Source organism: Mesorhizobium sp. L-2-11 (assembly GCF_016756595.1).
GTDB lineage: Bacteria > Pseudomonadota > Alphaproteobacteria > Rhizobiales > Rhizobiaceae > Mesorhizobium.
On the sequence record NZ_AP023257.1, the window covers coordinates 6,335,957 to 6,360,287 of the forward strand.

15 protein-coding genes and 6 pseudogenes are annotated in these 24,331 nt (G+C 59.3%); 7 read left to right on the forward strand and 14 right to left on the reverse strand.

What is annotated here, in order from left to right:
• Positions 1–72: 72 nt before the first annotated feature.
• Positions 73–1,185 (reverse strand): ABC transporter substrate-binding protein, encoded by a 1,113-nt coding sequence (locus JG739_RS30140; protein WP_202364557.1) that lies wholly within the window; start codon positions 1,183–1,185, stop codon positions 73–75.
• Positions 1,186–1,370: 185 nt separating this feature from the next.
• Positions 1,371–2,534 carry a M20 aminoacylase family protein gene (locus JG739_RS30145; RefSeq protein ID WP_202364558.1) on the reverse strand — a complete coding sequence of 388 codons (1,164 nt, stop codon included), beginning with the start codon at positions 2,532–2,534 and terminating at the stop codon, positions 1,371–1,373.
• Between the two features lie 281 nt (positions 2,535–2,815).
• Here JG739_RS30145 and JG739_RS35700 point away from each other — a divergent pair, with 281 nt between their 5' ends.
• Together JG739_RS35700 and JG739_RS35705 are read left to right on the forward strand one after the other, a co-directional pair.
• A complete protein-coding gene (locus tag JG739_RS35700; RefSeq protein WP_244749635.1) occupies positions 2,816–3,208 on the forward strand; it encodes a helix-turn-helix domain-containing protein in 393 nt (130 codons plus the stop codon).
• On the forward strand, positions 3,205–3,768 hold the full coding sequence (locus JG739_RS35705; RefSeq protein WP_244749636.1) for a transposase: 564 nt from the start codon (positions 3,205–3,207) through the stop codon (positions 3,766–3,768). The genes JG739_RS35700 and JG739_RS35705 overlap by 4 nt, the downstream gene beginning before the upstream one ends.
• Before the next feature lie 951 nt (positions 3,769–4,719).
• On the opposite strand, the gene JG739_RS30155 is transcribed toward JG739_RS35705, so the two are convergent.
• From JG739_RS30155 to JG739_RS30165, 3 genes and pseudogenes are all read right to left on the reverse strand, one after another.
• The gene (locus JG739_RS30155; protein WP_202364559.1) at positions 4,720–5,889 is read right to left on the reverse strand and encodes a M24 family metallopeptidase; all 1,170 of its coding nucleotides are present in this window, start codon (positions 5,887–5,889) and stop codon (positions 4,720–4,722) included.
• 840 nt (positions 5,890–6,729) lie between these two features.
• Entirely contained in the window at positions 6,730–8,013 is a 1,284-nt protein-coding gene (locus tag JG739_RS30160) for an ATP-grasp domain-containing protein (protein ID WP_202364560.1), read from the reverse strand.
• A gap of 455 nt (positions 8,014–8,468) precedes the next feature.
• Positions 8,469–9,497: pseudogene (locus JG739_RS30165) on the reverse strand (transposase).
• A 1,471-nt stretch (positions 9,498–10,968) separates the two neighbouring features.
• Here JG739_RS30165 and JG739_RS30170 point away from each other — a divergent pair.
• The 4 genes from JG739_RS30170 (at position 10,969) to JG739_RS30185 (ending at position 16,355) form a co-directional block, all read left to right on the forward strand.
• Positions 10,969–12,198 (forward strand): ATP-grasp domain-containing protein, encoded by a 1,230-nt coding sequence (locus JG739_RS30170; RefSeq protein WP_202364561.1) that lies wholly within the window; start codon positions 10,969–10,971, stop codon positions 12,196–12,198.
• A 285-nt stretch (positions 12,199–12,483) separates the two neighbouring features.
• On the forward strand, positions 12,484–13,842 hold the full coding sequence (locus JG739_RS30175) for an aspartate aminotransferase family protein (protein ID WP_202364562.1): 1,359 nt from the start codon (positions 12,484–12,486) through the stop codon (positions 13,840–13,842).
• A gap of 3 nt (positions 13,843–13,845) precedes the next feature.
• A complete protein-coding gene (locus tag JG739_RS30180) occupies positions 13,846–15,573 on the forward strand; it encodes an acetolactate synthase catalytic subunit (RefSeq protein WP_202364563.1) in 1,728 nt (575 codons plus the stop codon).
• A complete protein-coding gene (locus JG739_RS30185; protein WP_202364564.1) occupies positions 15,570–16,355 on the forward strand; it encodes an SDR family NAD(P)-dependent oxidoreductase in 786 nt (261 codons plus the stop codon). The genes JG739_RS30180 and JG739_RS30185 overlap by 4 nt, the downstream gene beginning before the upstream one ends.
• A 116-nt stretch (positions 16,356–16,471) precedes the next feature.
• Here the strand turns inward: JG739_RS30185 and JG739_RS36545 are convergent.
• The 3 genes and pseudogenes from JG739_RS36545 to JG739_RS30195 all read right to left on the reverse strand — a co-directional run.
• Positions 16,472–17,124: pseudogene (locus JG739_RS36545) on the reverse strand (transposase); the annotation flags it as partial.
• 523 nt (positions 17,125–17,647) lie between these two features.
• Entirely contained in the window at positions 17,648–18,949 is a 1,302-nt protein-coding gene (locus JG739_RS30190; protein ID WP_202364565.1) for an aminotransferase class I/II-fold pyridoxal phosphate-dependent enzyme, read from the reverse strand.
• 320 nt (positions 18,950–19,269) lie between these two features.
• A pseudogene (locus tag JG739_RS30195) lies at positions 19,270–19,393 on the reverse strand (IS110 family transposase); the annotation flags it as partial.
• A 350-nt stretch (positions 19,394–19,743) separates the two neighbouring features.
• Between JG739_RS30195 and JG739_RS30200 the strand changes: the two are divergent.
• Positions 19,744–20,589 carry a LuxR family transcriptional regulator gene (locus JG739_RS30200; RefSeq protein ID WP_202364566.1) on the forward strand — a complete coding sequence of 282 codons (846 nt, stop codon included), beginning with the start codon at positions 19,744–19,746 and terminating at the stop codon, positions 20,587–20,589.
• A 174-nt stretch (positions 20,590–20,763) separates the two neighbouring features.
• On the opposite strand, the pseudogene JG739_RS30205 reads toward JG739_RS30200, so the two are convergent.
• From JG739_RS30205 to JG739_RS30230, 6 genes and pseudogenes are all read right to left on the reverse strand, one after another.
• Positions 20,764–20,989: pseudogene (locus tag JG739_RS30205) on the reverse strand (integrase core domain-containing protein); the annotation flags it as partial.
• Positions 20,990–21,022: 33 nt separating this feature from the next.
• Positions 21,023–21,640, reverse strand: a pseudogene (locus tag JG739_RS30210) (transposase); the annotation flags it as partial.
• 9 nt (positions 21,641–21,649) lie between these two features.
• Positions 21,650–23,290, reverse strand: a complete 1,641-nt coding sequence (tnpC, locus tag JG739_RS30215; RefSeq protein ID WP_183445373.1) for an IS66 family transposase — start codon at positions 23,288–23,290, stop codon at positions 21,650–21,652.
• A 76-nt stretch (positions 23,291–23,366) separates the two neighbouring features.
• Positions 23,367–23,711, reverse strand: a complete 345-nt coding sequence (tnpB, locus tag JG739_RS30220; protein WP_183445374.1) for an IS66 family insertion sequence element accessory protein TnpB — start codon at positions 23,709–23,711, stop codon at positions 23,367–23,369.
• Positions 23,708–24,094, reverse strand: a complete 387-nt coding sequence (locus JG739_RS30225) for a transposase (RefSeq protein WP_183445375.1) — start codon at positions 24,092–24,094, stop codon at positions 23,708–23,710. Before JG739_RS30225 ends, tnpB begins: the two co-directional genes overlap by 4 nt.
• 75 nt (positions 24,095–24,169) lie before the next feature.
• Positions 24,170–24,271 (reverse strand): annotated as a pseudogene (locus JG739_RS30230) (IS110 family transposase); the annotation flags it as partial.
• Positions 24,272–24,331: the final 60 nt, after the last annotated feature.

The window sequence follows — 24,331 nt, forward strand, 5'->3', positions numbered from 1 at the left end:
AGCCGAACGATGACGTGCCGGGTTCGGCGCGGCACGTCATCGGTAAATGCCGTCGCAAAAGCCGACGGGGGCTTAAAGCAGGATCCACTCGTTCCAGCGCTGGACCAGCTTTTCGGTGTTCGTGAGCCCGTCCGATCCCTTCTCGGCGTACCATTTCGAGTTGATTAGCACACTTGACCTCAGATAGTCGGGGTGGCTGGCCAGCGAGCGCCCGAGGTCTTCCGGCAGAACCTTGAAGGCGTTGAGGTTGCTCGGGCCGAACGGCATGAGTTGTGAAAATGCTGCCTGACGGTCGGCGCGCGCGGTAAATGCAACAAACTTTTGCGCAGCGTGCGCGTTAGGAGACCCCTTCAGAATCTGCCAGTAGTCCCAAGTTATTTTCGCCTGGTTACGATTAATTTCAAGCGGTGCTCCCTGCTTGATCAACGTGCCGGCCCTACCGTCATAGGCATTCACAAGATCTACCGCCTTGTCATGCATCATCTGCTGGATTTCGGACCCTGTTCCCCACCACTTGCGAATATCGGGCTTTATTCTGTCCAAACTTTTGAAAACACGATCTATGTCCATAGGATATATTTCCTTTGGAGCCACGCCGTCGGCGAGAAGGGCTTCCTCCCAAGGGCCTTCTGAACCATATTGGCCGCTGACAAGACTGCGGACACCCGGGAAACTGTTCACGTCCCAGAATTCCGCCCATGTGGTCGGCCGCGGCTTACCCGCTGGGAATTTTTCGGTATTGTAGACCATGACGTAAGCATAAACTACGTTAGCTACGCCAAACGGCTGCTTTGCGAAGTCGGCGAGCCCGTCTAGGTCTTCTGTCCTGTAAATAGAATAATCAATCGGCTCAAAAAGACCCTTTTGGGACAACTCGAACGAAGATCCCTGGTTAGCGGTGACAACATCGACGGTGACGTTATTCTGCGCAACCATCATCTCGATCGACGCCCGGTCACCCTGATCGGTAATCGGGGTCATCTTAATGCCTGTTTCGGCTTCGAACGGTTTTACATAAGCCTCAATCATCGCCTTTCCGGTATCGCCACCGTAGACAAGGACGCGCAGTTCGCCAGGAGTCTGCCCCGATGCCTTGTTACTGGCAATGGAAAGTGCGCCGGCAGCCAAGGCGGTTGATGCTGCCTGCATGAAACGCCTGCGGTTAATGTTAATAGAGAAGCTCATTGGCCATCCCCTTTTTTAATGTTGAGCATAATGAATATGCAATTTTCGCCGAATCAGCGGACAGCGCATCGAGACTTCCCGAAGTGATCTCCGCGGTGCCGCCCGCGCTCCTGTCCTGCGCGCTTCAAGGTCAACCGAAGCATCTCTCGCCCTTCAGCACGGTTTACGAGCCGTAACCCGACAAGTCAGGCCGCCAGGATCTTCTCGACGAGGGTTACCCAATAGCCCACGCCATAAGGGATCGCCTCGTCGTCGAAATCGTAAGCGGGATTGTGCAAGCCCGGCGTCGAGCCGTTCCCCAAGAGGATGATCGCGCCCGGCCGCGCTTCCAGCATGTAGGCAAAGTCCTCGGATCCCATCGAAGGCTTGACGTTGTCGTTTACGGCGTCGTGGCCCACGAGGCCGCGGGCTGCGGTGATCGCGAGATGTGTTCCGGCCGTGTGGTTGAATGTGAGGGGCTCGAGCCGCCGATGCGTGAACTCAATTTCCGCGCCGAGCCCGCGGGCCACACCCTCGGCGCATAACCTGATCTGCTGCTCCGCCAAATCGCGCACGGCGGAGGTCAGACTCCTGACAGTGCCACCCATTTCGACCTGGTCCGCGATGACGTTGTAGGCTTGGCTCGCCGTGAACTTCGTGACAGAAACGACGAGGGCGTCAGTGGGATCGGTGTTGCGGGATACCACGGTCTGCAGGGCAACGATGATTTGTGCGGCGGTGACCACAGGGTCGACGGTCCTGTGGGGCGAAGCTGCATGACCGCCCCTCCCCTTGACGATGATGTCAAACTCGTCAAGCGCCGCCATCATACCGCCGTCCCGGATGGCGAACTGGCCAATGTCCGTGCCGGGTGAGTTGTGCATGCCGTAGACCTGGGAGATGCTGAAGCGGTCCATGATCCCTTCCTGGACCATCTTCAAAGCACCTCGTCCATTTTCCTCGGCAGGCTGGAAGATCAAAGCCACCGAGCCTTTGAAGTCGCGCGTCGCGGCGAGGTGTTTTGCAGCCGCCAGTAGCATCGTGGTGTGGCCGTCATGGCCGCACGCGTGCATTTTGCCGGGTATCCGCGAGGACCACGCCTTGTTCGACGCTTCGATGATCGGCAGGGCATCCATATCGGCGCGCAGTCCGATCGTCGGCCCCTCCCCGCCCTCACCCTGGATCAGGGCAACCACGCCGGTCTCGGCGATGCCCGTCTCGATGTGGTTGATACCGAAGGAAGCCAGCTTCTCCGCAACGAACTTCGCCGTATTGTGCACCTCGTATCCCAGCTCCGGATTCTGGTGCAGGTAGCGTCGCCATTGCGTGGCTTCGTCCTGGAGATGTCGGAAAGTGTCGACGCTGTGCATCTGCTAGTTCCAAGCTTTTTCTGTTGGCGGCAAACGCCTTATTCAAGCGAGCATCATTCCCCGGGACAGTTTCGTCAAATGCCGTTTGTATATCTTCGGCATCTAGTAACGAGATGGACCGGGGCTCGCTTTTCAGCAGGAGGACGGTCCGGCAGCACGTGGCGGATCGTCTTCATTCGCGAATACGAAATACCCGTGATCCAAAGGCTCTGAGGGCTGACCCTCTAGGGGTTCCCGCCTCGACTGATCCGTGATTCCTTGTCGCGAGGAGGATTCGGGCGATGGGACTAGCGGTGAAGATGCGGATGGACTATTCGGCTGTGGCGCTTCGGCGACTGGCGAAGGCGGCGAAGGCGGCGAAGGACGTCAACCAGAGCAGGCGCTTGTTGTCGCTGGCTAGAATCATGGACGGCATGAGCCGGGAAGATGCTGCACGGATCGGCGGCATGGACCGCCAGACGCTGCGGGACTGGGTGCAACGCTTCAACGAGGATGGCCCTGACGGACTGAAGGATGCCTGGTATGGCGGCCCCATGCCGCAGAAGGCCGAACCGGCGCAAATCGTCGAGACGGGACCGGACCTGGCGGTTGACGGCGTGGTGCGCTGGCGGCGCATCGATCTGCAGCGCGCCATCGCGGATCGTTTCGGCGTCGCCTATCACGAGCCTTCGTGAGCAAGCTGCTGAAGGAACTCGGCTTCTCGCACATGAGCCCGGCCGCGCCATCCGGCGCAGGATGCCCGATCGTGGAAGAGTTCAAAAAACTTTCGCGCACGCTAGACGCCCACCTGGCCGATCTGCCGAAGGGCAAGCCCGTAGATGTGTGTTTTCAAGATGAAGCCAGAATTGGCCAGAAAAACGGTGTCGTGCGGCAATGGGCGCGCCGTGGCACGGGGCCAGGCAGCCCGCCGACCAGCGCTATCAAAGCGCATACCTGTTCGGCGCCATCTGCACGGCGCGCGGCAAGGGAGCAGCCATGGCGCTGCCGTTTGCCGACACCGCGGCCATGCAGCTTCACCTCGACGAGATCAGCCGCCACGTGGGCGCGCGGCGCGCAGGCCGTGCTGCTACTCGACCGGGCAGGCTGGCACACAACCGCCAAGCTGAAGGTGCCGAAAAACATCACGCCGGTGCTGCTGCCGTCGCGAGCCCCAGAACTCAACCCGGTCGAGAACGTCTGGCAATATCCGCGCCAAGGCTCTCCAACCGCGTTTTCGACGGCCACAACGCCATAATCGACGCCGCCTGCGAGGCTTGGCAGAAGCTCATCGCCCGACCCGAAACAATCACATCAATCGGAATGCGAGAGTGGGCTCACGTCGGTCGAGCTTCATGACCTTTGGTATGAGTCCCCTCAGCAGCTTAGGCAAGTGGCTCCCAAACCATTTAAGCGGAGTGGTGGCCGCCAGGCACATCGGGGCGCGTGGCGGCGCCGAACCGACCCGGGATGCCCGCATCTTTCCCTGGCGGACCGGGGTGAATCCTGCCCACCCGAATTCAGATCTTGGGAAGCCGCGACATCAATGTCGACCGCAGCATTAATGATTACCTGTCGGGTGACTAGGTAATGTCGTAGTCGTGGTTGTTGTTGAGCGAGCCGCGGGCCCCCCGGGGTCACTCCGGCTGCGATAATTTAGTCGATAGTGACCGGGGTGACTTCCCGAGAGGTTGTGAGCAGGAAGATCCGGCGATGTCAGCGTCCAAAAAGCCCCGTATCGTTTCCGGTCATTGGGACGAAGGGTTGCTGCCACCCGATGCAATTCCTGCTCGAGCTTCTTCCGAGAAATGATTGCGGGACTAAAGGTGCATGCATAAGCGAAAACGCGGATCAGATCCGGCGGGTCGAGCAATGCCGCCGCGCAGTATGCCAGCTACATGCCTGCGCAGGTTCTCGACTGTAACCGGGGTTCCAGTTTTCAAATGCGCGTAGCGGATATCGTGACATCAGCCGGGAGCATCATGCGAAGTTCGAACTCGGTCAACGTGTCCGTGGAAAGCATAATAAAGGCCAATCGTAACCGGTTATCGATATCGCTTTCAAACCTTGGCCGATATGCCTGATGAATGTCGTGGACTTCGCGTCCACGACATTGCCTCTTTCCGCCTGATGATTGGATCGACGGTTTAGACCCAGAAAGGTGTCCGCCCTCCGGTTCACTTGGCCGGCGACCGGACACGATTGCCCGTCAGATTTCGAAGATCTTCCGTGGCGTATTTGTGAGGACCTCAGCGCCGCTGCCAGATACCCTGAATGTCTCGCTGATCACGTAACCGAAGTCGTCTTCAATCCAGTTGCCCAGCATCAAATGAAAGGTCATGTTCGGTTTCAGTTCAGTCGTGTCGCCGTCCTTGAGGCTTGCGGTCGGTTCGAGCCAGCCGATGCCGTGCGCATAGCCGCAGCGCGTTTCCTTATCGAAACCGTGTTTGCGGAGCGTCGCGTAAAATGAATTCGCTACCTCGCTGCAAGTTGATCCAGGCCGGACCGCGTCGAGTGCCGCCTCGAGGCCTTCGACCTGGGCCTCATGAATGCGGCGCAGGCGTTCGGACGGGGCGCCGATCGAGAAAGTACGCATGAGGCCCGCGGAATATCCGTGGCGAGTGCCGCCGAGTTCCAGATTGATCTGAGACCCGTCTCGGAAAACGTCGCCCGTCCAGGGAATATGACAGGTACCTATCCGAGGGGAGGCGCAGAGATAGAATGACTTCAGCGCCGTACCCGGCTTGCCATTCGCCCCCCGGATTAACGCCGCCGCAATCTCTGCCGCTGCGTCCGCTTCCGTCACACCGGGGCGTATGACTTCGCTGGCACGTTTCATCGTCGCGTCGGATATGGCGGCTGCTTCCCGCATGACTTCGATTTCGAGATCGGATTTGACAAGGCGGAGCCAAGTGACAAGCTTGGTACAGTCCACAACGCGAGCCTCGGGTAGCCGCGACTTAAACTTTTCCAGTGTCGCTGCAGGCAGGCTCGCCACCTCGATCCCCAGGCTGCGTCTAGCAAGGCCAGCTTCATTCAAGAAGCCGATGACGGCGTCGTATCCGTCCTTGTCTGGATTGCCAATGAGCACTTCCGGGTAACCGATGATCTTATGCTGTTCCATAAAGCATTCGTGCATGGCGGCCGGCGCGTCGCAGCGACGAAGGATGAATATCGGCTCCTCAGCTTCCGCGTCAACCACGAGGGCCTGAGGAACATATCCGGAGGGAATGGTATAGCCCGAGAGATAAGTGATATTTGAGGCGTCCAGAACGAGGAGTACGCCCACGTTGCGACTCTCCATTTCTGTCTTCACGGCGGACAGCCGGCGCAGGTATTCAGCGCGTGGAAACGCCTGGCTCCCTTTTGGGATCGTCATGGGTCTACTCCATTCATTTTGAAATGTGCATTCGTGCAACAAGGACACAGCCGCCGCTAAGACTCGCCAGCACCAAAATCCGATTGTTGAAGGATAGTGCTGTGCTTGCTTCTCAACTCGCGGCGACGAAGTCAGACGATTGAACGCCCGGCGGCCATGGTCAAATGCAGTTTCTATATCGGCGCCATCTGGCTGCAAGATGTCTCGGAGAGCCCTGTTTAGGCGGTGGCGGCCTCAAGCGAAGCCTCTTTAGCTCGCGAAGGTCCCTTTTTTGAGCGTCGGTAGCTGAAGGGGAACACAACCTCTTCTGCTCGTTGTCACCGATGGAAATCCCCTCGTCGACGCCCATCTCAGCTTTCGGCCAGCATGATGTCGGCCTGAGTAGCCACCGCTGTAGTGACTGAGGCCATGGCCGACCGATCGGAGAGATCCACGACATGAGGATCCAAGCCAGTCTTACGGCCGCGACCGTGAACCTTAAGCGGGCGGGCATCCGTACATTTGGTCCGATACTCTGACTGCTGTGGATGGAACCGTAGGCAGCGGGAATGGCAGCTTGACGGTCGCGCAACTTGTTACGGGAAGCGGGATCGCACCTTGTATCAAAAGCATCCCTCCGAAGAGGCTTTCACGGCCCCACATAGCAGCGCTGCGAGCTACGCTGCGACCCAGGTCGGCCCTCGGTACCGTCGCCACTCACGATCGTGTCGCAGACAGCAAAGCTCGAGGCTTCTGTGGCTCAGCAAATATCAACCAATCGCGATTCTCCACGGATCGCAAAGTATAACTGTGGGTCCGCATCTCTTTCGTGCTCTCAATCGCACCCATGTTCGGCAACGATCACTCTTGGGCTGCGGATATCTGCGTTGGTGCGGAGAGACGAGGAACCGCTGATTGTTCCAGTTCAGTCGGAAATGGTGTAATCGACCAATCGATTAGTTCGGTGGCTCGCTGAAGTGCCGACTTTGTCCGAGAACGGTAGGATGAAACGGCGATGACATATTCCATAGAGTCTCGGTAATCGCCTCTCCTGACGATCGACGTCTTGGGCCCAACATAAAATTTGACTTCGGCGACACCTGGTATAGCAGCAGCCCGACTTTCGCCATCTATCCACTCGAGGATGCCATCGCGATCAGGAAGTAACGACCGCCAGGCCGGGACGTGCGAATGGCTTCTGCGCAGGTTAGCTTCGCGACCGATGACAAGCTTGATGTGCTCGGTGACGAGGTCGATTCCGTAAGCCAGATGAACCGGTTGAGGACCGCCGCCAAGTCGCGGGTTAGCTTCAATGACGACTGGGCCACGTTCCGTCCGACGAAATTGGATACACGTTGGCCCCCAGCCGAGGCCGAGAGCTTGCAAGCAGCTCAGCGAAATATCCGCGATAAGTCTATACTCGTCATCAGTGAGCGGGGCCGGGAAGGTGCCTTCACTGCAGACGAAATGAGGCTGGCAGTTATATTCAGCGGACTCTATCCCGATTATTTCATTTCCCATTATGTAAGCGCCGTAGTCTGGGCCATTTGCAAACTCTTCGACAAGTATCCTCGGCGAAGATCGCCATATGTGCTTCTCGCTAAACAGGTAAGTGGTATGTTCGGCTACCTCTTCGAAGGTGCGGCACAATCGGACACCGATGCTGCCGCTGCCTACAGCTGGCTTCAGAATCACCGGCAGGCCGATCTCCGCGGCAGAGCTTTCAACCTCCGACGCATTCGCTGCCAGGCGATAAGCAGGTATTGGAACGCCGGCCTCCGCTAGGAGCTGACGTTGAGTGAATTTATCGCAGCATCGTTCAACCGATGCTGGGTTCGGTCCCGGTAGATCGAAATGCCGGCAGAGCTTGCCAACTGTCGCATAGATCGACTCGTCGTCGCCCGCAAAGCCAGTAATGCCAGCAATTTCATACGTCCCAGCTAGCCGGGAGCATTCGTGAATCAGCGCATCGAGATTGTCTGTATCGACACGGATTGTCTCAATGCTTTCTGCTGCAAGATAGTCGTAGCGAGCTGGATCAGCCGATAGGGTAATTGGATGAAGACCAAGACTCCGGGCTGCTTGGACGTACCGCAGACCAATTCCCCTATGACCTTCAATTAGGATAAGCGCTCTTCTTGTCATACGTTGACACTCCGTTGTGGTCTGAGCGCAAACAGGCATCGCCTTTTTTCAGTACTGACCTCAGATGTTGGGACGAACATACCCCCTTTCGGAGCTTTCTCTCGCAAATATTCTATAAATTTACTTTGAAGATCCGTTACAACGTGCCGGTAGCTCGACATGTGGCATCATGAATTTTACATGGGGTAACCAGTGCTAGCCGCAAACATGATCACTGAGCCGGCAGGAAACTGGATAAGACGAAAACGGAACTTGCAGTCCAGCTCCGCGATTTAACGAGGTGTTCGGCAGCACCTTAAACGAAAGATCGGCTCACCTCCTTCTCCGCTGCGGTACAGTCGATGAAGGCGAATGTAAAGGCGATCGAGCTCCGCCATCGCCAACTAAGCAGTCGACCCGTGAACAATCTTGATCGCTAAGCGGCAAGCTGCTTCGGCCGGTTCGGAACGCGGCGATCAAGAGCCAAAAATCGCCTTCAGCCACTTGAGAAGGAGGGAGAAGTTGTAACCGGCTGCGGCCAGGGTGGCGTTGATCGCATTGCCTTGGGTGTGAGCGAGGTAATTGCGGCCCATTCTGTGTTTGTTCTTGATGCGGCCGATCACCGGCTCGACCGCCGATCGCCGCCGCATCTAGCGCTTGATGGCCGATGTCAGGCGGCGCTTTTGACCAGCGGTGAAAACCCTGAACTTATGACTTTGCGGCGCATTCTGGCCGCGGTAGCCGGCATCCGCGAGGATGCGCTGCGTTTCGTATCCGATGATCCGTTGCATGTCCGGGATGACCGCTGCCAGGGGTATGGCCGTCATACGGGTTCCCGGGAAGCGCCATGGCGTGCAGGGCGAACTGACCGCCCTTTGAACGCTTCAGCATCGTCGCCACGGACACCTTTACCCCGAACTCGAAGGACGCGTGCGCCTTGCCCTTGCCGATGCACTCGACCTCATGGCGTGCAGGCGGTAGATCTTGCGGCCGCGCTGGCGCTGCCTCTGTTCAAGAACGGTGGAGGCCTGGTAGAGCGGCCACTTGAAGATCGCGTCCAGCTCCGGGTCGCCGGCGATCTGACGGGAGATGTCGCGGACGGTGCGCCCCAGATACGTCCTGAGCCTGCGCAAGGTCTTGTTGGCCCGCTTGAATTGCTTGGCGTGGGCGTAGCGCTGATACAGGTCGAGGAGCGGTCGAACGGCAGCTCGTGGTGGAAGAACTCCTCGCCGCACAGGTACTGGAAATACGGGTTCTCGACCCAGCGTGCGCACAGCACCTCGTCTGACAGGTTGAAGGTGTGCTTGAGGATAGCCAGCTTCGGCATCAGCCGGGTCGGTAGCGGCCATGCCCGGCCCGTCGCAATAGACCTCGCCGAAGCGCGCCTCCAGCACCGGCCAGTCGATGGTGCGGGCCAGCCGCACCAGCTCGTGGTTCATCTTGAGGATCTGATCAAGGCGGGCGGCGCGGAACAGATTCCTAAGCGATATCAGCGGCTCCCGAATTCTTCACGGCCGACTGAGCAGTCCGAGCAGGTCTCATTGACTTGGCGCAGCCCACTGTTCTCCCGCTTCCAGAGCATCAGCTTCTCGGCGACTTGGATGAAGATGCCTACCAGCATGTCGCCCGTCCACCTCTACCTTCTTGCCCATTTTCGCGGTGCGTCTGCGTTGTGCAGCTGATCTTGGCCAAGATCGACGAAACGGCGGCGCAGTGCGACGGGGTTCCCCTCATGAGCTTTTGACCTGACGGTCTGGCTACCGCCGTGGAGACGTCAAGTCCATTCGCGCCTGGAAATAAGTTCGCTGGGTGCACGGTGCGGTCAACATCGGTCGCCGGCTGGCGCGCCACAGCTAACGCAGCTCTTTTCAAGCCCATCTTTTGCAGGCTGGAAACCCCATAACCCGCAGGGTGCTCTCGTTGAGGTACGCGTCACACCGACGCCGGTTCGTAGAGAAGCCCTCGCAAGTGGCGGTCGCCACGTGGGATAATGGCCATCACAATTGGCTTCTCCGGATTGGTAGAGAGCGCGCCCTGTGATGTACATCATTGTCACCGGCGCTCGCGGGGAGCTTGAAGCCGATCGGCGGCGGCGGGCTGCGCCCGAAGCCGACTGTTTGCTCTGTGCGTTCTGGCGATCCTGGAATGGCTTCAGCCGCGGTCCGGCGCGACCCGCCAAGCGACTTTTTGATAACCCTAGGTGTGCGCTTTCAGGAGATTGTCCATTTGGAACGGACCGAGGAGACTGGTGTTATCAAGCTTCAGCGGTGACGGGATGGCCCGAATGTACATCCATAAGGATACCCCTTGCACCTACTACGTTGGGCGTGATAGAGGATGGTTTTTCCACGCCCGTGCGGCGCGCCTTTATGGCGCTTAAAATCCGCTTCAGCAGGCGCCATGCTATCGGCCGGTGATAAGTTCCCGGTTGCCTCGCAGACCACAGGGCGATTGTACACCGCAGCACTTCGACCAGATGGTCGTGATTAGCACGGTGTTGAGGACCACAAGGCGGAGCGCCTCATCTAGGCGGCGCTCGCGAATGGCCTACCCCATCGCATATCGGACTTCAGACCAGCTCGCCGCCGAACTGCCTGTTGGCGTCGTTACACAGCAGCTTAGAGTCAAATCACCTAACACTCGCATCGCCCTGGTCGAGGACACGATTGAGGCTCCGCACCTAGCCAATTAGCGCGTCTTGATTTCTGATGCAAAACAGAGGCGAGAAGCGATAGTCCAGCCGTGGTGTCGCCACCCGCAATGGCTCGCTCACCCTTGAAGATGCCTTCACCGAAGGTGTTAAGACGCTCCACTAATACCTGCAACTGATCCTTAAACTAAATGTATAGAATCTTTGCGAGCGCAAATCCCGAAAGGTTGTACGTTCATCCCGACATCTGAGGTCAGGCACTAACAAAAAAACAATGCCTGTTTGCGCTCAGACTGCCGTACAGCCCGCAACGGAGGTCGACGCCAATGGCAAAAAGAGCGCTCATCCTGGTTGAAGGCCATGCGCGTACTGGTCTGCGGTACGTCCAAGCAGCCCGGAGTCTTGGTCTTCATCCAATTACCCTATCGGCTGATCCAGCTCGCTACGACTATCTTGCAGCAGAAAGCATTGAGACAATCCGTGTCGATACAGACAATCTCGATGCGCTGATTCACGAATGCTCCCGGCTAGCTGGGACGTATGAAATTGCTGGCATTACTGGCTTTGCGGGCGACGACGAGTCGATCTATGCGACAGTTGGCAAGCTCTGCCGGCATTTCGATCTACCAGGACCGAACCCAGCATCGGTTGAACGATGCTGCGATAAATTCACTCAACGTCAGCTCCTAGCGGAGGCCGGCGTTCCAATACCTGCTTATCGCCTGGCAGCGAATGCGTCGGAGGTTGAAAGCTCTGCCGCGGAGATCGGCCTGCCGGTGATTCTGAAGCCAGCTGTAGGCAGCGGCAGCATCGGTGTCCGATTGTGCCGCACCTTCGAAGAGGTAGCCGAACATACCACTTACCTGTTTAGCGAGAAGCACATATGGCGGTCTTCGCCGAGGATACTCGTCGAAGAATTCGTACAAGGCCCCCATTATATCGCTCAGATAATGGGAAATGAGATCATTGCGATTGGCGCCGCTGACTATGGCCCCCCACCACATTTCGTTTTCCATAGCGGCTTCCAGCCAGCCCCGCTGACAGATGACGAGCACGAGCGTATCGCCGATGTTTCGCTGAGCGGCTTGCGAGTTCTCGGCCTTGGCTGGGGTCCCTCGAACATTGAACTCCGGTGGACGAAGCTTGGCCCAGTCGTCATTGAAGTCAATCCGCGACTTTTAGGTGGGACGGGTCCTCAATTGGTTCAGCTGGCTTACGGTGTCGATCTCGTCACCGAACACATCAAGCTTGTCGCCGGCTACGAATGGGATTTGCGCAAAAAACATTCGCACATTGTGGCCGTGCGGGTCCTAGTTCCTGATCGCGATGGCATCCTCGATTGGATCGAGGGCGACAGTCGGGCGGCCGCTGTACCAGGTGTCGTCGAGGTGAAATTGTGTGTCGAGCCCAACATGCCGATCGTCAGAAAAGGCGACTATCGAGATCGCATGGGACATGTCATCGCGGTTTCACCCGAGCGTGCCCGGACCGAGGCGATACTTCAGCGTGCGGTCGACTTAATCAGTTGGTCGATTTCTCCAGTTCGGACCTGGTGAACAAGGACAATCAGCAGCCCCTCACCTTCCCGCACCAGCGGGAGGGGGGCGCTACGGAGAAGCAACTTGATCAACATTGGTGCAAACCGAAAGCGGGAGGGTCGCAAAATGAATGATACACTTGGTTTTATTTCAGGAAACCTTTTGTCCATGAAGACAATAAGGAGAGTGCTACTTGAACTGTAATGCATACTACTTTTATGCAAAGGACTAATGTCTTCTGCTTTATCGCGACGTCTACGTCGTCCGAGCAATTCCCAGGCCTTCAGCAAGAGGAGAGCCGCGATGTTAGAGCAAGCAGCCCTGCCCCCCCCTCCGCTCACCGGGCCCCGTTCGGCCGAGACTTTCGGCCGGGCGCGCAGGGTTTTCCCGGGCGGCACCACGCGGGTCACGATCGAGCGCGATCCCATTCCCCGCTACATGCATCACGGAGAGAGTGCGTTTCTTGTCGACGTCGATGGCCGCCGCCTCCTCGACCTTAACGGCAACTTCACGACCCTCATCCACGGCCATGCCTTCCCGCCCGTGATCGAGGCCGTGACGCAGCAGCTCAGAAGCGGATGCTGCTTCGCCAACCCGACCGAGATCGAAATCGCGCTCGCCGAGCTTCTCTGCGCCCGCATTCCGCATCTTGACCGCATCCGCTTCGTCAATACCGGTACCGAGGCGGTCATGTTCGCGATAAAGGCGGCGCGGGCGTTCACGGGGCGTCCCGCGATTGCCAAGATCGAGGGGGCCTATCACGGCGCCTACGACTGGGTGGAGGTCAGCCAAGCTGCAACGCCTCAAACGTGGGGCGATCCCGAAAATCCCGCGCCCACTCTTCATTATCGCGGCATGCCGCGAGCCGTGCTCGATGACGTCGTGATTTTGCGATTCAACAACGCCGAGGGTGCGCGCCGGCTGATCACGGAACATGCAGGGCGTCTCGCAGCCGTCCTTGTCGATCCCATGCCGAGCCGCGGTGGGCTCATTTCGCCCACGCCGGATTTCGTATCCGCCATCCAAGAGACGGCCCGTCGTCACGGTATCCTTGTTATCAGCGACGAGATTCTCAACCTCCGACAGGGTTATGAAGGCGCCTCTGCGCTCTATGGGCTCGCCCCCGATCTCTTCGCGCTCGGCAAGATCATTGGCGGCGGGCTCCCCATCGGCGCGATCGGCGGCCGCAGCGAAGTGATGGCAGTCTTCGAATCCGCATCAGGCCGTCCTGCTCTGCCGCAGGGCGGCACCTTTTCAGCCAATCCGCTCTCGATGGCGGCAGGTCTCGCCGCGATGGAGGCCCTCGACCGCGCTGCCTTCGATCACCTCGAGCTGCTGGGGGACAAACTGCGAAACGGGCTCGAACGCATCATCGCGCGGCACGGCGCCCCCCTGAGCGTCACAGGCGCCGCCTCGCTCTTTCGCCTCCACCCGCGGCGCAAGCCGCCGCAAGAGTTCCGCGAAACTTTCCTTACCCCACGGGAGGTGGCCGTAATGACGGAACTCACTCGTTTCTTCGCCACGGAAGGCATTGTTCTGCCCAATGCGGCCGCCGCTTGCCTCTCGACACCCATGGACGAGGATGACATCGCCCTCGTCGCAAACGTCTTCGACCGTTTCCTCAATCAGCGCGCGGCGCTCCTCGACACGATAAAGGGTTAGATCATGGGAGAGACCGTCGCACAGGCGATCGCGCGTGCGTTGAAGCGCCACGGCGTCCAAGTGGTCTTTGGCCAAAGCCTGCCGTCCGCCGTCCTCCTCGCCTGCGAGACGATCGGCATCCGCCAGCTCGCCTACCGGCAGGAGAACATGGGTGGCGCCATGGCAGACGGCTTTGCCCGCGTCTCGCGCAGTATTGCAGTGGTTGCTGCACAAAACGGGCCGGCCGCGACACTCCTTGTGCCACCACTTGCCGAGGCCTTCAAGGCGAGCGTGCCCATCGTCGCTCTCGTGCAGGAGGTCGAACGGCCGCAGATCGACCGCAACGCCTTCCAGGAAGTCGACCACTTCGCCCTCTTCTCGTCCTGCGCCAAATGGGTGCGTCGTATCATCACCGCCGACCGAGCAGATGACTATGTTGATCAGGCCTTCGTCGCGGCCGGCAGCGGCCGGCCGGGTCCGGCGGTGCTCCTGCTCCCGGCAGACCTTCTGCGCGAAAGAGCGATCGCACCGAGGCATACCCGCAGAGTGAGCTTAGATCGCTGGCCGATCGACCGATCGCGGCCGGAAGACAGCGTCCTGCGCGAGGCGGCTGACTTCATCGCTGCAGCCGACGCACCCGTGGCGGTGGCCGGCGGAGGCACGACCTCGCCCGCGGCTTCCGCGGCAATCTCTCGCCTGCAGGAGACGGCTCACCTGCCTGTCTTCACGACCAATATGGGCAAGGGCGCTGTCGACGAATGCCATCCCCTTTCGTGCGGCGTGCTCGGCTCGCTCACGGGCGCGCGCTCGCTCGGCCGACGGACGAAGCCGATCCTTGGCGAGGCCGACCTCGTCCTCCTCGTAGGCACGCGCACCAACCAGAATGGAACGGACAGTTGGCGCCAGATCACACCTGGCGCGCGTATCATCCATATCGACGTCGACCCAACCGAGGTCGGTCGCAACTACGAGGCGCTGCGCCTCGTGGGCGATGCTGCGGTGACGCTGAATGCCCTTTGCGAAACCCTCGAACGCCTCGACCTGTCGCGCCGCCGCACCGCGCGAGCGCAGGCTGAAAAGCGCATAGCGGCCGCCTGGGCCGCCTTCGAAGTGGACCGTGCATCGCTAGCGGGCAGCAACAATAGCCCCATACGGCCCGAGCGCGTGATGAGGGAACTGCAGGCGCGCCTGACGCCCAAGACGATCGTCGTGGCGGATGCTAGCTATTCGTCGATGTGGATCATCGGTCAGTTACGTGCGCAGCGCGCCGGCCACCGCTTCCTCACGCCGCGCGGGCTCGCGGGACTCGGCTGGGGGCTGCCTCTGGCTATCGGAGCGAAGGTAGCGCGACCGGACGCACCAGTCGTCGCGGTCGCTGGCGATGGCGGTTTCGCGCACAGCTGGGCGGAACTCGAGACGATGGTACGCAGCTGCGTGTCCGTCGTCGTGATCGTCCTAAACAATGGCGTGCTCGGCTTCCAAAAGTATGCCGAGACGATAAAGTTCGGGGCCTATACGAGCGCCTGCCATTTCGCTCCAGTCGACCACGCCGCGATCGCCCGGGCATGCGGTTGCGGCGCGACCGTGGTTAGGGCACCGGGCGACATAGGGCCTGCTCTCGACGAGGCGCTCGCCTCTGGAAGGCCCTGGCTCGTCGAGGTCGTCGCCGATCCCGACGCCCATCCTGCTCTTTCCCTTTTCGACGGCACGGTTGACCAGAACGCCGTTCGCGACGTGGGGTCCGTCGGATGACGGAAGAAAACAGCGAATCAATGGGCGTTGCGGTCGTCACCGGCGGGGCAACCGGGATCGGGTTTGCGACCGTCGCGCACCTAATCGAGGCTGGCTGGCGCGTCGCTTTCTTCAGCCAGACGAGAGAGCGGGTCGAGGCTGCCGCTGTCGATCTACGCGCCCATTTTCCAGCTTGGAAGATCCACGCCGACACGGTCGACCTACGTGACGAAGGCGGCCTCTGCCGCTTCTTCGCCAATGTCCGCGAGCGCTGGGGAACAGTGTCCGCGCTCGTCTGCAATGCTGGCTATTCGCCGAAAGGTCCAGACGATCAACGACTCGCTCTCGGCAAGATGCCGCTTGCTAAATGGGATGACGTTATCCGGGTGAACCTCACGGGCGCCTTCCTCTGTTGCCGCGAAGTGCTGCTCGGTATGGCGGAAGCCCGGCAAGGCCGTATCGTCCTGATCGGCTCACTCGCGGCGCGTACGCAGCCGAAGATCGCGGGTGCGAGCTACGTCGCCTCGAAGAGCGCGCTCGCGGGGCTCGCCCGCTCGATCGTGAGCGAATACGCAGGGCTCGGCATCACCGTGAACACGATCTGCCCTGGCCGTATCCTAAGCAATATGACGGGACCGCCCGAGACGCCCGGGAACCGCGCTGCACTCGCGCGGATCCCGATCGGACGGCTCGGCGGGCCCGAAGACATCAGCCGCGTCATTGAGTTCCTCGTCCGCCCGGATTCCGACTTCATCAACGGAGCCATCATCGACGTCAACGGCGGGGAGTTCGCCCCCTCCTAGCCTGTCGGCCGGCGGCAAAGCCTCTATGACGAGGGCCCGCGCGCAGCCCACTCCCGCACAGGCTGCGCATGTGCAAAGAGGTGCAAATTGGTTCACCGGGCCTACTGCACTGGCAGTCATGGCAGATTGCTGGCGAACGCCTGGAACACGCTGGCTTGGGGACAGGCGGCGGCGAAGGCCAGGCGGATGCGCGAGACAGTTTTGATGTCCCGGGCGCCGATTTGAGCAGCTTGAGCCGCAGCGTGCGAACTCGGTCCTGCTCACTTAATGGGACCTTGGCACGGCGTCGCGCAGGGTGAGCAGGAGCCAATATGCGACGGTGTGCAGTTCGAGGTGGACTTGGTTGCGATTGGTGAGCGCAGGAGGTGCGGTCGGAGGCGAGTTGGCTCTTGCGCATCTTGATAGGTGGCCACGGGCGCAGTAGATCCCGTCGTAGTGGTGCCCGGCCGAGCCGCTGTCGAGATTGGGGACGAAGCGGATGTCGAGGCCGATCGCAGTCGCCTCGATGCGGCGCAGGGGCGGCGTTTGGCTTTCAGGATTGCGACTTGTAGCGGGTCTCGGCATGGACGCGCAGAACAGACTTGCGCTTGAGCGCGCTTCGCACCATGCAATGACTTGCACCGGCCGTAATGGCCGTCGCCGCGCACCAGGATGTGGGGGTCGGCCAGCAGGTGCGGATGCGTACAAGAGGCGGCGCAGATGGCCGCATCTCTTTGCCCGTTGGAGTCTTGCCGGGGCGCAGGATCATAGCGACCGGGCGCCCGGTGGCGGGGACTGCCAGAATTCTTCCAACGGGCCTTGCGGCACGTCGGGGAAGAACACCAGCCGAACGAGATCGAAGCCACTCCCATCGTAATTGCCCGTGATAAGCGCCTTCGCACTTCGCCATTTTCGGACGTCTTTTGAAAGCGCGCGCGACCGTGATGGCCATCATCACCACCTCCGAACCTGTAGTTGTTGAAGCGTACCTGCTCGCAGAAAGGCACTCTTTCACAAACAACGTCGGCGAATTCGATCTCGCACTCGGCCAGATTGGCTAAGCTGAGCTCGATGCCGATTCGCCTCATGGGAGGCCATTTATATCGGGGTGGCCATAACAATGTATCGGAGCAGTGAAATTGTTCTGGAAATCCAAATTGAACTTATCGTCGACCCCTGTTACTAGGCTGCCTTTTCGGATTTCAAACAAGTGGAAGAAGCGCCTGATAGACACTCTAACCCGTATTGTCCAGGGCATGAACTTTTTGTGCGCTCGTGCGCAAGGCGGGAGATGCTGAGGTGATCATGGCTGATCATGATCCGAAACTCCGCTCCTTGGTATTTCTGTGAGGCTCCTCTGGTGCGGTAAACACGGATTGTCCATAGATCTGAATCTTGTTGCAGAGCCGCGCCAAGTCTGACAGATCGTGACTTGCGGTAAGGCAGATGCGTATGCCCGCATGGCCGCGGGCGACCGTCGGAAAGAACGTGACGGATGTGTAAAAGCCATCATCTAACAGGTGCGCTGCGAAATCAATGGCCGCAAATTCGTCGCCCACGTTGATCATGCGAATCGGCAGAGGAGCGCCTCGCTGATCTGTCTGGATGAGCTCGTCGAAAAGGGCAATGCGCTCGACCAATTGACCTCGGCGAACCTTGAGCTCGCTCGTCCGGTGAATTTCCGCCGAGGCTATAGCGGCACCGACAGCTGCGACGTTGGGCGAAGCCGAGAAGGCATGCGGAATGGAGTAGCAACGAAATAGCTCTTCCTGATACGCTGTTCCAAGCATGAGCATGCCGCCCGACGCGCCGAAGCCCTTGGCGAGGGACGCCGCGACGATCGTGCGCTGACCTAGCTCAGGGGGCAATTGCGAGCGCGCAAAGCCTTCACCATTTTCGCCAAAGAGGGAAATTCCGTGCGCGTCGTCGATGTAAAGAAAAAGGCCATACTTTTCCTGCAACTGGAGAAGCCCTTCGATCGGCGCGAAGCCGCCCATCGAATAGACGCCATCGCACACATAGGCGACGATTGGATGCTTGCGGCAAATCTGCTCCAAAGCATCGAGGTCATTGTGAGGAATTGTCTCGACTTGGGTCTCCTCGGCCACAACTGGCTTATGAAAGGCGAGGGAGGCGTGGGCCAGATGGTCGAATACCATGACAGGTCTTTGACCTTCCGTTAGATGTCCGGAGGCGATGATTGGCAATGCGCCCATGTTGGCAATCATGACTGACGAATAAGCAATAACGTGCGCCCCAAAAAGTTGGGAAAGTACGCCCTCAAGATTACCAATGAGCCCGAAATTCAGCCGCGTGCGTGCACATGACCAGTGGAGTGATCCGTATTCCTCCATTGCGGCAACCGCGCCGGCAACGATAGCTGGATGATTGTCCAGGCCGAGGTAGCAACAACGCACATAGTCGGCAACGGTAACGCCTTGTAGCTCGCCTCTCGTGAGCCTGACCGTCCTCCCCTCCATCGACCGTCCGTAAACGGCCATGAGACCACGTTGGTGAGCCCGTTCGAAATGCATTCGCGTCCGATCAATGACCGAAGCGGTGTTGCGGAAACGACCGGCGCTCACAACGCTTGCTGCGGGTTCTACTGCAGACATCAGGACGTCCTTTCACAAGTAAGGCTTTGATTAGACTTGGGTTTTCATGTCTAGTTGCATTATCAAAAGTGGTGATACCCACCAGATTTCCCAGTAATACCAACATACATAGATTTATTATGTGAATAATTATTAATAATTCTTGATTGTGAATTTAAATAATCATGGCTGCATGGTAATATTTCCTCGTAAAAAAGAGGCGGGCTGACGCCCCCCGTGTGGACGTGACGAAAGCTGTTCGCGGAAAAAGACGAGATGGATCAGAGTACGGCGGAGTTCGCAGCGGTGGCCAGCGCTGCAGGTTTCATGACACAACCGCGAAATCCAACAACGTCATCGCGCCGAAGCTTTCGACGATCGACGACTGCTCCGGCAGCATCGATGCCAATGAACCTGAAAAACCTCCTTGGCGATATCCGAACCGATTGTGGCAATCTCTTCGATGGATGGCTCTCCCTCATGTGACTTTGACACACACCATGGCACTTCGATGCCGGGAGCGGAGGCTGTCCACCTCTACGGCGGCACGCCGGCCAACTGACGTAGTCTGGAGAGCGCCTGCAGACATTGACATAATATGGCGATCAATTTGTAGAAAACGTCATTTATGAGGGTTATACCTTCAGAAATATTTCGTAACCGACATTTAACTCGATGATAATCTTACGGCCTCGGGGACGTGTTACAGCTTTGGCGATGCCGGCCGAGAACGGCGCGCAGAGTTGCAGCCTTACAGCCGGCAGCTTTGTCCACCAGTGACACATCCGGCGCAAGATGCCTGTGGAGCCGAGACTATGGAACGTCTGCCGATGACTGCGGTACCTCAGCCTCGAGGGCTGGCAACCAGAGTTTCAGACCAGTTTTATTTGGTCCCGTCGATGCATCTCCCGGCAGCAGCCGGGGAGGCGTTTGCGGTCGAATTCGCCCGATTTCTCGACCAGACTGATGGCGTTGGTCAATCCGAGCAGTTGTTCGACGTGTTATCTGCTTTTGCCCTGAATTTTGATTGCCCATGGATCTCATATGGCTCTCTTACACCTGACCAAAGAATTTCAAAGCCGGCCCCACGCGATCGAGAGGTCATGGTGAATTATCCTGATGAATGGCAGGAGCGCTATTTCGAAATGAGCTATGATAGAATTGACCCCATCATCAAGACGAGTCGAAAACGCGCGGGCGCCTTTCGATGGAGTGAGGTGTACAACGATACAAGCACGACTGAAGACGAACGGCGCGTTTTCGATGAGGCTGCGACGTTCGGCTTAAGGTCAGGAATCAGCGTTCCATTGCACTGCCCCGATGGCAACTTTGCGATCATGAGCTTTGCTCAACCCCGGAATCGCGAATTCCAGAATAGAACAGTCACATACTTGGAGCTTGCCGCGTTTCATTTCCATCTGAGAGTTGCGAAGTTCGCGAATTCGAGGGGCAGCGAGGAAGCTCCTGACCTTTCTTTAAGAGAAAGGGAGTGTATTCTGTGGACAGCGAGAGGGAAATCGTCATGGGAAATAGGAAAAATTTTGGGAATTTCCGTAAACACCGTCAATTTCCATATAAAAAACGTAATGCGAAAAATGGATACTGCGAGCAGAACGGTCGCTGCTATAAAAGCCGTAAACTTTGGAATTATCGAATTGTAAGAATCGGCTAACATACCACTGCTTCCCTCCGGCGGCGATCAGAGTCTCGGCCCTTTCTGTTACCCGTAGAGCGCGCGTTGAGCAACCGACGAAGGCGCGGAGCCTTCAATCAGTGTAGCGTCGGAGCCGGTTGCGGTGATGATTCCGGCATAGGCTGATATTGTGATCCTACGCCCAGTCTGAGATGGCGCAGCGTTCGAGGAACTCGTGGCGCATCGGGCCGTCGAAGCTCTCGATGTAGGGCGTTCTGCATCGGCTTGCCTGGTGCTATGTAATGCCACGCGACGATCCTTCGACCAGGCGAGGATAGCGTTCGAGGTGAACTCGGTGCCATGGTCGGAGCCGATCATGCCCGGCTTTCCACGGCCGGCGATCAACCCGTCCGTTCGCGCGCGACCCGTAGGCGCCTGTGAATGAGCGACTATCTGGGGTGTCAAGTTGCATTTCCGAACTCTTTGCGCGCATCGCGTGCTTTTGCATTGAGAACGACGAGCAGCTTTCTGGCGAGTGCGATGCGAATGACCATCTTTTCCTTTCCGGCGGCTTGCAACCGTTGATGGAAGGCGCCGAAGTGAGGATCGTAGCGGGCAACGCCACGGGCAATGAGGAAGAGGATGGAGCGCGGTCCTGCTCGTCCGCCTCGCACCGGCCGTCGGCCACTGCGCTTGCCGCTGTCGTTGGCGATCGGCGCCAGGCCGGCCAGCTTGGCGATGGCCTTGTTGGAGAGGACGCCGATCTCAGGCAGTTCCGCTATCAGCCGCGCCACGGTGCGGGAGGCGACGCCCTTGAGCGAGCGGAAGGCCTGATCGAGGCATGCCCACAGGGGATCATCATCGATCAGCGAGGCGATCTCGCCCTCGAGCCGGCGGCTCTGACGCTTGAACACAATGATGACCTCATCGAGGCTGGCAATGGTCTCGGCATCGGCGGCAGCGCTCCTGCGCTGCTTCTGGACTGTGAGATCGCCGGTCACCTGGGAGAGTCGGGCCACCAGCGCCTTGAGCCGCTGCTGGGCCGCGCTCGGCGGCTGTGTCGGCTGCAGCCGCTTGACCGTAAGCGGTCAGCCGATAACGTCAGGCCTAAAGTTCCAAGGCATGAGCATTTCGATTTCGGATGCCGGCCAGCCTTGAGCGATGCGGGTCAAGGTCTGCGAGAGCCAGTCGAGCGGATCGACGCTGTTCATTTTGCAGGTTTGCAGCAAGGTGGCTACCGTCGCCCAGGTTCGTCCACCGCCGTGGCTGCCGGCGAATAGACTATTCTTTCGCGTGATCGTCTGGGGCCTGATTGCACGCTCGACGATATTGGAGTCGATTTCGATGCGACCGTCCATCAGAAAGCGTTCCAGCGCCTCCCGCCGGGTGAGCGCGTAGCGGATCGCCTCGGCGGTCTTGGATTTTCCGGAGACCTTGCCCAGTTCCGCTTCCCATAGATCGAAGAGGCTCGCGACAATGGCCACGGACTTTTCCTGACGTAGCGCGGCGCGGCTTCCGGCATCCTTGCCGCGGACCTCGTCCTCGACCTTCCACAATTCGGTCATGGCGATGATCGAATCCGTCGCGGCCTGCGAGACCCCGCTGATGTGCAGGTCGTAGAATTTGCGCCGCAGGTGAGCCCAGCACCCGGCGAGCCGGATTGTTTCATTGCTGCCGGCTTTGGCCCGTGCCTTGACCAGGTTGGTATAGGCCGAGTAGCCATCCACTTGCAGGATACCGCTGAATCCGGCGAGGTGGCGCGCCACGCAATCCGCACCTCTGCTGTCTTCAAAACGATAGGCAACCATTGGCGGACTGGTTCCGCCATAGGGTCGGTCATCCCGTGCGTAGGCCCACAACCAGGCTTTCGTGGTTTTCCCGGAACCAGGGGCAAGGGTGGGCAAGGTCGTCTCGTCGGCGAAGACCCTTTCGCCCTCCTTGATGCGCTCCAGTATGTAATCAGCAAGCATCTGCAGCTCGAAGCCCAGATGCCCCATCCACTGCGCCATCAACGACCGGCTGATCTCGACGCCGTCGCGCAGATAGATCGCCTCCTGCCGATAAAGCGGGAGGCCGTCGGCGTATTTGGAGACGGCGATATAGGCGAGCAGCCGCTCCGTCGGCAGCCCGCTTTCGATGATGTGCGCCGGCGCCAGAGCCTGGACCACGCCGTCACGGCCCCGGAAGGCGTATTTGGGACGGCGCGTGACGATGACCTGGAACTTCGGCGGCACGACGTCCAGCCGCTCGGATCGATCCTCGCCGATCAGAACCTTTTCAAGCCCCTCGCAGTCGGCCGGGATTTCCGGCTCGACGACCTCCTCGATGCGTTCGAGGTGGGCAGCAAAGCCCTTGCGCGGACGCGGGGCGCGCTTCGGCTTGTTCCCGACCGCGCGGTCGAGTTCGCTCCGGATTTCCGAAAGGCCGGTCTCGACCTCTTCGAAGGCAAAGGAGGCCTGCTCGTCGTCGATGGCCAGGCGTAGCCGCTCGGAACGCGTGCCATGTTGCGTGCGCTGTAAAACTTTCAGGATTGACGTGAGATTGGCGATCCGCTCGCTGGCGCTTTTCTCGACAGCTTTCAGCCGGGCGACCTCCGCCTCAGATGCTGCGATCCGAGCGTCGGCGACTGCGATCCGGGCCTCGCTTGCAGCCTGCTCGCGAGCCATGGAAAGGATCATCGCCTTCAGCGCATCAACGTCGTCGGGAAGGGCAAGACCCGGTAGAACCATGGCAAGCAACAGAGCACAAAAACAGCCGCTTTCCCAACCGTTCCAGCCGCATGATTCATCTTGCCGCAGGCCGGTTTCAGCCCGTCGATAACGGCCGCCTGACCCTGGCCGGACGAATCTTTTTCCAGTCCAGTCCGGCCAGAAGCGCCATCAACTGGGCGTGGTCGAGACGCATGCGCGCGGCCGATATCCCCGGCCAGCAGAAGCTGTGATCTTCCAGAGTCTTCGAATAAAGACAAACCCCGCTGCCGTCCCACCACACGATGCGAACCCGGTCCGCACGCTTCGAACGGAATACGTGAAGTGCCCCCGAGAATGGGTCCAGGCCGCCATCCCTGACCAGCGCCATCAAAGATGCCGCGCCCTTGCGGAAGTCGACCGGCTGGCACGACACGTAAACCACCACACCGGAAGCGATCATGCCTTACGAACCGCGCGGATGATCCTCGCCAGGCGATCGGGATCGACATCGCCGCCGGCGCGCACCACTGCGTCGCCAATGACGATTTCCACCGTGTCGCTGCCCACCGCTTCAAAGCGCGTGAACTTCGCCGGCTTGCTCGCTCCCTCCGTCAGTGGCGCAACCATGCCCGACGAAAGCGCCTTGCGGCGCCACGCATAGAGCTGCGAGGGGTCCAGCCCCTCGGAACGCGCAACCGCCGAGACATTGCCCCCTGGCGAGAACGCTTCGGCGACAAGCCGTGCCTTCTCTTCGTCCGACCGATGGCGCGGCTTGCGTCGGGACGGCACAGGCTCCGCCGTCAAAATCTCGAATGTTCGATGATGGCTCATACTGTCGCTCATAGGATTCTCCGCATGATTCATGCTGAAAATGAGCGATCAACCGCCTGCACGCTACGTGGGGACGCCTACGCGCTTACGCTTGACCTCGCCATAGCGAGCGATGACCGCGGCGTCGATCCTGTCGGTCTTCTCCAGGAAGCCCATCGAATCGGCGAAGCGGCGGACGCTCCTGGCATTGACCATGCCGCAAGCCACACCCACTCCCACAGCTGTCGTGTTGCCTCACGTAATTTTGTT